Source organism: Streptomyces yangpuensis (assembly GCF_001005295.1).
In the GTDB taxonomy this organism is placed as follows: domain Bacteria; phylum Actinomycetota; class Actinomycetes; order Streptomycetales; family Streptomycetaceae; genus Streptomyces; species Streptomyces yangpuensis.
Genome location: NZ_LBMK01000001.1, coordinates 1007178 through 1017479, shown reverse-complemented (window position 1 = coordinate 1017479; position 10302 = coordinate 1007178). Strand labels below are relative to the sequence as shown.

At 72.8% G+C, this 10302-nt stretch carries 8 protein-coding genes; 4 read left to right on the top strand and 4 right to left on the bottom strand.

Features of this window, described 5'->3' with window-relative positions:
• Positions 1-13 precede the first annotated feature (13 nt).
• From AAT21_RS36520 to AAT21_RS04585, 3 genes are all read right to left on the bottom strand, one after another.
• Positions 14-154, bottom strand: a complete 141-nt coding sequence (locus AAT21_RS36520; RefSeq protein ID WP_107081194.1) for an SPW_0924 family protein — start codon at positions 152-154, stop codon at positions 14-16.
• Between the two features lie 238 nt (positions 155-392).
• The gene (locus AAT21_RS04590; protein WP_046775347.1) at positions 393-1442 is read right to left on the bottom strand and encodes a hypothetical protein; all 1050 of its coding nucleotides are present in this window, start codon (positions 1440-1442) and stop codon (positions 393-395) included.
• Between the two features lie 71 nt (positions 1443-1513).
• Positions 1514-2755, bottom strand: coding sequence for a lytic transglycosylase domain-containing protein (locus AAT21_RS04585; protein WP_052757635.1), 1242 nt, complete (start codon positions 2753-2755; stop codon positions 1514-1516).
• A 184-nt stretch (positions 2756-2939) separates the two neighbouring features.
• On the opposite strand from AAT21_RS04585, the gene AAT21_RS04580 reads away from it, so the two are divergent.
• The gene (locus AAT21_RS04580; protein WP_046775346.1) at positions 2940-3800 is read left to right on the top strand and encodes a DUF4184 family protein; all 861 of its coding nucleotides are present in this window, start codon (positions 2940-2942) and stop codon (positions 3798-3800) included.
• Positions 3801-3840: 40 nt separating this feature from the next.
• Here AAT21_RS04580 and polA read toward each other — a convergent pair whose 3' ends face one another.
• Positions 3841-6564 (bottom strand): DNA polymerase I, encoded by a 2724-nt coding sequence (gene polA, locus AAT21_RS04575; RefSeq protein WP_046775345.1) that lies wholly within the window; start codon positions 6562-6564, stop codon positions 3841-3843.
• Positions 6565-6764: 200 nt separating this feature from the next.
• On the opposite strand from polA, the gene AAT21_RS04570 reads away from it, so the two are divergent.
• The 3 genes from AAT21_RS04570 to AAT21_RS36515 all read left to right on the top strand — a co-directional run bounded on the left by AAT21_RS04570 (position 6765) and on the right by AAT21_RS36515 (position 10298).
• Entirely contained in the window at positions 6765-9035 is a 2271-nt protein-coding gene (locus tag AAT21_RS04570; RefSeq protein ID WP_046775609.1) for an FdhF/YdeP family oxidoreductase, read from the top strand.
• 54 nt (positions 9036-9089) lie between these two features.
• Positions 9090-9581, top strand: coding sequence for a PaaI family thioesterase (locus tag AAT21_RS04565; RefSeq protein ID WP_046775344.1), 492 nt, complete (start codon positions 9090-9092; stop codon positions 9579-9581).
• A gap of 315 nt (positions 9582-9896) precedes the next feature.
• Complete coding sequence (locus AAT21_RS36515; RefSeq protein ID WP_046775608.1) at positions 9897-10298, top strand: hypothetical protein; 402 nt, start codon at positions 9897-9899, stop codon at positions 10296-10298.
• Positions 10299-10302 lie beyond the last annotated feature (4 nt).

The window sequence follows — 10302 nt, the reverse complement described above, 5'->3', positions numbered from 1 at the left end:
GCCCGGCCCTCCTCTACTTTCCGGGCGCGGGGGGCGCGGTGGTGAGCAGGGGCTTGGGTGAGGTCTCGCCTTCGGGCACCCCGGACGCCGTGATGGCGAACACGAGGGCCAGCGCGGCCGCGAGGCCGACGACGGCGGCGACGAATGCGCGCATGCCGGGGCTCCGAAATCTGATGAGGCGTCAGAGATGGGGCACCGTAGCAACGCGGGGTCGAGATGAGAACTGTCCGGACCGTGGATCAGCGGGAACGGCCCCTGCCCTCGGCCGGCTCTCCACGCCAAGGCCGTGAGGGTCGCCCCTGAGCGTGGTCCAAGGCTCCCGCGCCCCAGGGACGCACCGAGTACCCGGCACCGGCGCACGGGCGCCGGGGGACCCCCTCTGACGACGGGGCCTACCAGGGGCGGCTGCTCAGGCGGTCGTGGATCGCGCGCAGCCAGGGTTCGCGAACGGCGGGTAGCCGGGACAGGGTGTGCAGGAGCACGCGCGGGTCGGGGCGGAAGACTCCCCAGGGATGGCGGGGCAGTGGATCGTCACGCAGGACTCCGTGGGGAAGCACGCCGGTCGCGGGGACCAGCCGCCGGTCGTCGTGGAAGGCCAGATGCGTCCATACGTCGGCGGCCAGCGGCACGGCCTCGGCGGTGCCGGACGGCGACTGCCAGGCTTCGCCCGTCTGCGGGTGCTGCGGGACGAGGACGATGCCGGTGGCGGGAGCGGGGGTGGGCAGGCCCGGTCCGGCCAGGGCCAGGATCTTCGTCGTCGGCCCGGCCGGGAGCAGCCCGTCGAGCGCGCGGCCGAAGGCGGTCGCGAGGAGGCCGGCGGGGACGCTGACGCGGTCACCTCCCGAGACGGCCAGGAGGTGGGCCAGGGCGACCGCCACGGCCGCCTCCCATTGGGGGCTCCAGCGGCCGGGCGGTTCGATCGGCGGCGCGGACTCCGGAGCACGGGTGAGCCCGGCCCAGTCGGCGGTCGGGGCGGAGTCTGCGGAGGGGATCCGGTCGACGGCGGTCGGGTCGAGCCGCACCACCTGCCAGAACGTGCAGTCGTCGATGCGGGTGGCCACCGCCCGTCCGCAGTGCGCGCAGGCCAGGTTCGGGCCGGCCCGCCCGTCCAGGCCCAGGCAGTAGCCGTCGCAGCGCTCGGGGATCAGGACGGTGCCGCGGGTATCGCCCGGAGCGGCGAGGAACGCGCCCGGCGGCCCGAAGGAGAGGGAGGGGACCGGGGCGAACACACCGCGGGCGGCCGCCTCGTCTGCCCCGATACCGCTCCACGGCTGCCAGGGCGGGCCGGACGGCTCCGGGTCGACGGCGTAAGTGCCCTGTTCCATCAGGGCGGGCAGCAGATCGTGCCCGTAGCGCTGGTGGGCGCGGGCGGGGAGCGCGACCCGCGTCAGGGAGGCCGTCAGCGGGGCTCCGCACCCCGCACACGCGAACGCATCGGCCATGCACCCTCCTCCGCCCCCTGAACCACCGGAATCATCAGGGGTCGGATGACGGGTCGCCAACTCCTTTTGCCCTAAGGGGTACCGGTCGGGCTCGCGCTCGGCGTCGAGGTCCGAGTCGGCGTGGGAGTCGGAGTCGGACGCCGGGTCGGCTCGGAGCTCGCCGTGGGGCTGGGCTTCGGCGACGGGGTCACGGCCGGACTGGGCGTCGGAGTCGGTGTGGGTGTCGGCTTCGGGTCCGGCGTAGGCGTGGGGGTGGGAGTGGGCGTCGGGGAGGGCTTCGGCTCCGGGGTCGGCGTCGGCGTCGGCGTCGGCGAGGGCTTCGGGTCAGGAGTCGGTGTCGGGCTCGGCTTCGGGTCCGGGGTGGGCGTCGGCGTCGGGTCCGGCTTCGGGGTGGGCGTCGGTGTCGGGTCCGGCTTCGGGGTGGGCTTCGGCGACGGGGCCGTGGGTGCGGGGGCCGTCGTACCGCCGCTGTCCGGGACCTCGTGCGTGCCCTTCAGGTAGTACGTGAACCAGGACCGCACCGTCCGCAGGTACTCCGTGGAACGGTTGTAGGACAGCACCGCACGGTCCAGGTCCGCCTCCACCCGGAGGTCCCTGGTGCCCGCGCACAGGTAGCGGGCGGCCGCGAGGGCCGCGTCGTGCACGTTGTTCGGGTTGCGGCGCCCGTCGCCGTCCGCGTCCTGGCCCCAGGCCGCCCACGTGGAGGGGATGAACTGCATCGGACCGACCGCCCGGTCGTATCTCGCGTCGCCGTCGTACGCGCCGCCGTCGGTGTCCGCGATGTTCGCGAAGCCGTTGCCGTCGAGCACCGGACCGAGGATGGGCCGCAGGGTGGTGCCGGCCGCGTCCACCTGGCCGCCGCGCGCCTGCCCGGACTCCACCTTGCCGATGGCCGCGAGGAGTTGCCAGCGCAGTCCGCATCCGGGGTCGCTCTGCCCCACCGTCTCCTCGGCCCGCTGGTACGCCGCGAGGACGCTCGCCGGTATCCCCTGCGAGGCCCCGCCCACGGCGACCGCCGTCGCCGGCTGTGGCGCCGGCTGCTCCTGCGGCCGGGTCTCGGGCGGCCCGTCCGGCAGCAGCACCGGCGGCGGTTGCGGGCTCACCAGCGGCGGCAGTTCGGTGAAGTAGGCCGAGTCGCCGCCGCTCTCCTGCGCCGGGAGCGGCCGGTCCGCGCTGCCGCCGGCCGTGACCGCCGTGTCCCAGACCGCGCCCGCCGGGCCCCGCGAAGCGGTCAGCGCGGCGGCCGTCAGCGCACAGACCAGCGCGGCCGTCGTTCCCCTGCGCAGCCTGCGGCCGAATATCCGAGACGACATGAGCCGGACCCCTCCCCCTCGACGTCCGCGTGACCCTACGTCAACTCCCTGCAATGGGCACGCACCACGGGCCGGAATTCACCGGATCCCCACGTCCACAGGCAGCTCACGCATACTGTCGGGACCCTTCGGGCGCATTGGCCCGAAAGAGGGAACGACCGCAGCAACGCACAGAAGAGGTGCCATGCCGTTCACTCTCAGCCATGCGGCCGCCGTACTTCCGGCCATCCGCCGGACGGGACGTGCACGAGGTCCCCTCGTCGCCTCCGCGATGGTCCTCGGCTCCTTCGCACCGGACACCTTCTACTTCACCGACGCGGTCGTCGAAGGCTTCATGGCGTACGGGAGCGTCACGCACTCACTGCCCGGGATCCTCACGCTGGACGCGGTGCTCACCGCCGCCCTCGTGGGGTGCTGGCTGCTGCTGCGCGAGCCGCTCGTCGCGCTCCTGCCGCGCCGCCTGCAGGGCCGGGTCCACGCCTTCGTCCGGGGCGAGGAATGGCGCGTACACCGTCGACTGCCCGCGCTCCTCGCCTGGTTCTACGTCTCGGCCGTCATCGGTTCGCTCACGCACGTGCTGTGGGACAGCTTCACGCACATGGACCGCTGGGGGACGAACGCACTGCCCTGGCTCGGCGAGCCCATCGCCTTCGGCTTCCCGCCCTACACCTTCCTGCAGTACGGCACTTCGGCGATCGCGGCCGGTGCGCTGCTGTGGTTCACGGCGACCGCGCTGCGCCGCCTGCCGGCGTCCCCGCCGCCCGCGTCGGTGCCGGTGCTGGGCCGCGCGGAGTACTGGGGTGCGCTGGCGCTGATCGGGGCGGGCATCGCGATCGGGGTGACCTTCCGCGTGATCCGCTTCTTCACCTTCTTCGACCGGATCCGTACGCCCCTCGACATCATCCCGACCATCTGCTTCGGGGCGGGCGGCGGCCTCTGCGTGGCCCTGCTGGTCTACGGGGTCCTCGTACGCCTGCGGCAGCGCCGCGACCGGGACAGGCCGCGCTCGGACGAGGAGACGCGAACGCCCGTCCCCGCCGCCTGAGCGGACGGGGACGGGCGCTGCCCGCGCATCGCCATGCAGGTCAGTGCGCGGCGGACTCCCAGTCGGAGCCGACGCCCACCGATACGTCCAGCGGGGCACGGAGCTCGACGGCGGCGCCCATCTCGCGGCGCACCAGCTCCTCCACCTGCTCCCGCTCTCCGGGGGCGATCTCCAGCACGATTTCGTCGTGGACCTGGAGCAGCATCCGCGAGCGCAGACCGGCCTCGGTGATCGCCTTGTCGACGCGCAGCATCGCGACCTTGACGATGTCGGCGGCGGTGCCCTGGATCGGGGCGTTGAGCGCCATCCGCTCGGCGGCCTCGCGGCGCTGACGGTTGTCGCTGTTGAGGTCGGGCAGGTACCGGCGGCGGCCGAAGACCGTCGCCGTGTATCCGGTGGCCCGGGCCTCGTCCACGACGCGCTGGAGGTAGTCGCGGACCCCGCCGAAGCGCTCGAAGAAGGTCTCCATCAGGCCGCGCGCCTCGGCCGGCTCGATGCCCAGCTGCTGGGACAGGCCGAAGGCGGACAGCCCGTAGGCCAGGCCGTAGGACATGGCCTTGATCTTGCGGCGCATCTCGGCGTCGACCTGGTCGCGCTCCACCCCGAACACCTGGGAGGCGACCGTGGTGTGCAGGTCCTCGCCGGAGGCGAACGCCTCGATCAGCCCCTCGTCCTCGGAGAGGTGGGCCATCACGCGCAGCTCGATCTGGCTGTAGTCGGCCGTCATCAGCGACTCGAAGCCCTCGCCGACGACGAAGCCGCGGCGGATGGCCCGGCCCTCGTCGGTGCGCACGGGCACGTTCTGCAGGTTCGGGTCGGTGGAGGACAGCCGGCCGGTCGCGGCGACGGTCTGGCTGAAGCTGGTGTGCACCCGGCCGTCGGCGGCGATGGTCTTCACCAGGCCCTCGACGGTGACGCGCAGCTTGGCCTGCTCCCGGTGCCGGAGCATGATCACCGGGAGTTCGTGGTCGGTCTGCGTGGCCAGCCAGGCCAGCGCGTCGGCGTCCGTGGTGTAGCCGGTCTTGGTCTTCTTCGTCTTCGGCAGGTCCAGCTCACCGAAGAAGACCTCCTGGAGCTGCTTGGGCGAGCCGAGGTTGAACTCGTGGCCGACCGCCGCGTGCGCCTCCTTGACCGCCTGCTGCACGGCGCCGGCGAACTGCTGCTCCATGGCTTCCAGGTGGTCGCGGTCGGCGGCGATGCCCGCGCGCTCCATCCGGGCCAGCAGCTCGGAGGTCGGCAGCTCCATGTCGTGCAGCAGCTCGGCCGCGCCGACCTCGGCGAGCTTGCCGGAGAAGGCGTCGCCCAGGTCCAGGACGGCGCGGGCCTGCGCCATCAGCGCCTCGGCCTCGGCGGTCTCGTCGGCGCCGAAGGCGAGCTGCCCGTCCGCGGCGGCGGGGGCCAGCTCACGGTGCAGGTACTCGGTGGACAGGGCGTCCAGCGCGAAGGACCGCCGGCCCGGCTTGACCAGGTAGGCGGCGAGCGCGGTGTCCATGGTGACGCCGGCGAGGCTCCAGCCGTGCTCGGGGAAGACCCGCATCAGGCCCTTGGCGTTGTGCACGACCTTGGGACGGGCCGCGTCCGCCGCCCAGGCCGCGAAGGCCCGCTCGTCGCTCTCGTCCAGCTCGGCCGGCGTGAACCAGGCGGCGGCTCCCCCGGCGGCGGCCAGCGCGATCTCGGCGACGCTGCCCTGGCCCAGCGCCCAGCTGTCGACGGTCGCGACACCCAGCGGCCCGCCCGCGTGGCTCTCCAGCCACGGCGCCAGCTCGCCCGTGCCCAGCACGGACGCGTCGAGCTCGACGCCCGCGGCGGGCGCCGGGGCCGCCTCCTCCTCGGCCGCGCCCGGGTCCACGGCCAGCAGCCGCTCCCGCAGCGACGGGTTGCGGATCTCCAGCACGTCCAGCACACCGGTCACCGCGGCCCGGTCGTACGGCAGGCGCCCCAGGTCGGCGGCGCCCTTGGGCAGCTCCACGTCCTTGACCATCTCGGTCAGGACCCGGTTGAGCTTGACGGCCTCCAGGTGGTCCCGGAAGTTCTGCCCGGCCTTGCCCTTGACCTCCTCGGCGCGCTCCACGAGCTCCGCGAACGACCCGAACTGCGTGATCCACTTGGCGGCGGTCTTCTCACCGACGCCCGGAATGCCCGGGAGGTTGTCGGACGGGTCGCCGCGCAGGGCCGCGAAGTCCGGGTACTGCTGCGGGGTGAGCCCGTACTTCTCCTCGACCTTCTCCGGCGTGAAGCGCGTCAGCTCCGAGACGCCCTTGGTGGGGTAGAGCACGGTCGTGTGCTCGGACACGAGCTGGAAGGAGTCCCGGTCGCCGGTCACGATCAGCACCTCGAAACCGAGGGCCTCCGCCTGCGTCGCCAGCGTCGCGATCACGTCGTCGGCCTCGAAGCCGTCGATCGCGAACCGCGGCACCTTCATCGCGTCGAGCAGCTCGCCGATCAGCTCGACCTGCCCCTTGAACTCGTCGGGCGTCTTGGAACGGTTCGCCTTGTACTCGGGGAACTCCGTCGAACGCCACGTCTTGCGGGACACGTCGAACGCCACCGCGAAGTGCGTGGGCGCCTCGTCGCGCAGCGTGTTCGCCAGCATCGACGCGAAGCCGTAGATGGCGTTCGTCGGCTGCCCCGTCGCGGTCGTGAAGTTCTCCGCGGGCAGCGCGAAGAACGCCCGGTACGCCAGGGAGTGCCCGTCCATGAGCATCAGGCGGGGGCGGTCCGCTGCGGTCGTCTGGTCCGTCTTCTTCGATGCTGAATCTGCCACGTCCCCGATCCTAGGCGCCCCCACCGACAATTCCGGCCCGTCGCCCCCACCGGCGCACCCGCCCCACCGGACGCCCCCGGCGCACCCGGGCGGACACCACGGACACCGGACCGCCCTCCCCCGATTCCCGTGGGTCGTGCAAGGATCGAAGCACGCGGCCACCCGTGCTGCGCACGTACGAACGCTCGAAGGGGAGCGCGATGGCGACCAAGCCGCCCACAGGCGATCCGGTACAGGACGCACCGCAGGTCACACCGCCCAAGCACGCGGCGGCCGGCCTTCCGGCGATCGGCCACACCCTGCGGATCGCGCAGCAGCAGATGGGCCTGGCCCGCACCGCCCGCACGCTTCTCAAGGTCAACCAGAAGGACGGCTTCGACTGCCCCGGCTGCGCCTGGCCCGAGGGCGACAAACGGCACACCGCCGAATTCTGCGAGAACGGCGCCAAGGCCGTCGCGGAGGAAGCCACCCTGCGCCGGGTCACCCCCGAGTTCTTCGCCGCGCACCCCCTGGCCGACCTGGCCGGCCGCTCCGGCTACTGGCTCGGCCAGCAGGGCCGCATCACCCAGCCCATGTACCTCCCCGAGGGCGGCGACCGGTACGAAGCCGTCAGCTGGGACCGCGCCTTCGCGATCATCGCGGAGGAGCTGACCGCGCTCGGCTCGCCCGACGAGGCCCTCTTCTACACCTCGGGCCGCACCAGCAACGAGGCCGCGTTCCTCTTCCAGCTCTTCGCCCGCGAGTTCGGCACCAACAACCTGCCCGACTGCTCCAACATGTGCCACGAGTCCTCCGGCTCCGCACTGACGGAGACCATCGGGATCGGCAAGGGCAGCGTCTCCCTCGAAGACCTCCACCAGGCCGAACTGATCATCGTCGCCGGGCAGAACCCCGGCACCAACCACCCGCGCATGCTCTCCGCCCTGGAACAGGCCAAGGCCGCCGGCGCGAAGATCATCTCGGTGAACCCGCTGCCCGAGGCCGGCCTGGAGCGGTTCAAGAACCCGCAGACCCCCCTCGGCATGCTCCGGGGCACCGCCCTGTGCGACCTCTTCCTGCAGATCCGCATCGGCGGCGACCAGGCCCTCTTCCGCCTCCTCAACAAACTCGTCATCGAGACCGAGGGCGCCACCGACGAGGCCTTCATCCGCGAGCACACCCACGGCTACGAGGACCTCGCCGCCGCCGCGAAGGAAGCCGACTGGGAGGAGACTCTCACCGCGACCGGCCTGACCCGCCCCGAGATCGAGCGCGCCCTCGCCATGATCCTGGCGTCGAAGCGCACCATCGTCTGCTGGGCCATGGGCCTCACCCAGCACAAGCACTCCGTCGCCACCATCCGCGAGGTCGTCAACCTCCTCCTGCTGCGCGGCGACATCGGCCGCCCCGGCGCCGGCGTCTGCCCCGTCCGCGGCCACTCCAACGTCCAGGGCGACCGCACCATGGGCATCTTCGAACGGCCCGCCCCCGCCTTCCTCGACGCCCTCGACAAAGAATTCGGCATCACCTCGCCGCGCGGCCACGGCTACGACGTCGTCCGCTCCATCCAGGCCATGCGCGACGGCCACGCCAAGGTCCTCTTCGCCATGGGCGGCAACTTCGTCGGCGCCACCCCCGACACCGACGTCACCGAAGCCGCGATCCGCCGCACCTCCCTGACCGTGCACGTCTCCACCAAGCTCAACCGCTCCCACGCGGTCACCGGCCGGCGCGCCCTGATCCTGCCCACCCTCGGCCGCACCGACAAGGACGTCCAGGCCACGGGCAGGCAGTTCGTGACCGTCGAGGACTCCATGGGCATGGTCCACGCCTCCCGCGGCAACCTCGCCCCCGCCTCCCCGCACCTGCTCTCCGAACCCGCGATCGTGGCCCGGATGGCCCGCGCCGTCCTGGGCCCCGCCTCCACCACCCCCTGGGAGGAGTTCGAACGCGACTATGCCACCATCCGCGACCGGATCTCCCGCGTGGTCCCCGGCTTCGAGGACTTCAACGCCCGCGCCGCCCGCCCCGAGGGCTTCCGCCTCCCCCACGCCCCGCGCGACGAACGCCGCTTCCCCACCAGGACCGGCAAGGCGAACTTCACCGCCGCGCCCGTGGAGTACCCCCGCGTCCCGCAGGGCCGCCTGCTGCTGCAGACCCTGCGCAGCCACGACCAGTACAACACCACCATCTACGGCCTCGACGACCGCTACCGCGGCATCACCGGCGGCCGCCGCGTCGTCATGGTCAACCCCGCCGACGCCGCCGAGCTGGGCCTCGCCGACGGCTCGTACACCGACCTGGTGAGCGAGTGGAAGGACGGCGTGGAACGGCGCGCGCCCGGCTTCCGCGTCGTGCACTACCCCACCGCCCGCGGCTGCGCGGCCGCGTACTACCCCGAGACGAACGTCCTGGTCCCGCTCGACTCGACCGCGGACACCAGCAATACCCCGGCCAGCAAGTCCGTCGTCGTGCGCTTCGAACCGGCCTGATAGAACGACCTTCAGGAAATGAAGTTAACGAGCGTTGTCGAACGGAGCCTGACCATGGGTGAGCAGCACGCAGTGAAGTTCCCGCAGGAGGTCCTGGAGGAGTACGCGGCCCTGGGCGTCGACCTGCCCGCGCTGTTCTCGGCCGGGGACCTCGGCGAGCGCATGGACATCCGCATCCTGGAGGCCTCGGCCGACCGCGTCGTCGGCACCATGCCGGTCAAGGGCAACACCCAGCCCTACGGACTGCTCCACGGCGGGGCCTCCGCCGTACTGGCCGAGACCCTCGGCTCGATCGGCGCCATGATGCACGGCGGCATCACCAAGATCGCCGTCGGCGTGGACCTCAACTGCACCCACCACCGGGGCGCCCGCAGCGGCATCGTCACCGGCGTCGCCACCCCCGTGCACCGCGGCCGCTCCACCACCACCTTCGAGATCGTCATCACCGACGAGCAGGACAAGCGGATCTGCACCGCCCGCCTGACCTGCCTGCTGCGCGACGTCGACCAGGTCGCCGGCGGCGCCGAGGCCCACGCGCAGGCCTGACCCGGCCCGCACGGCCCCGACGAGCACGCCACCCGCCCGCCGCCGGGGCTCAGGCCGGCCCCGCCCGGCCGCCCCGGAGGCGCCGGCGCAGCTCCCCCACCGCGTCGACCGCCTCCCGGCGCACCGCCGGCTCGCCGATGCCCGAGGAACCCCTCGACGACTGGCAGCACGGCCCCGGTCGCCGGCGTCCGCGCCAGGCCCCCGCGGCGCGGGCAGCCGGAGCCGCCGGTCGGTCAACCGCCCGGAATTGGCCACTCCGCACGCTTCGCGGTGACATCTGTTGTCTCGCCGGTGGCCACCGCCTACCGTCCCCCCATGGGGACCATGCCTTGTACGGCCCGGTACGCCGCCCACACCCTGCTCGCGGCGCTCGCCCTGACCGGATGCTCCTCCTCCGCGCCACCCTCCGCGGCGGGCTCCGCGAGCCCCTCCGCCCCCACCCCCGCCTCTCCCGTACAGGTGTGCACGAGCCTCGTGTCCTACTGGGCGAAGGAGACCCTCCTGGGCACGAAATGGTCCGGCCTCGACTGGGAACAGAAGGGGCTCTCCAACGACCAGTACGCGATCCACGAGGACGCGGTGGCCGCGGGGCGGGCCGAGGAGCGAACTGCCGGACAGGACAAGGCACTTGAGCTGATCGACCGGTTCGTGGCGCAGCGCTGCGCCGAGCAGGGCGGCGCGACCCGCAGCTCGGAGAACCAGCACCCGCCGGTGTGACCGG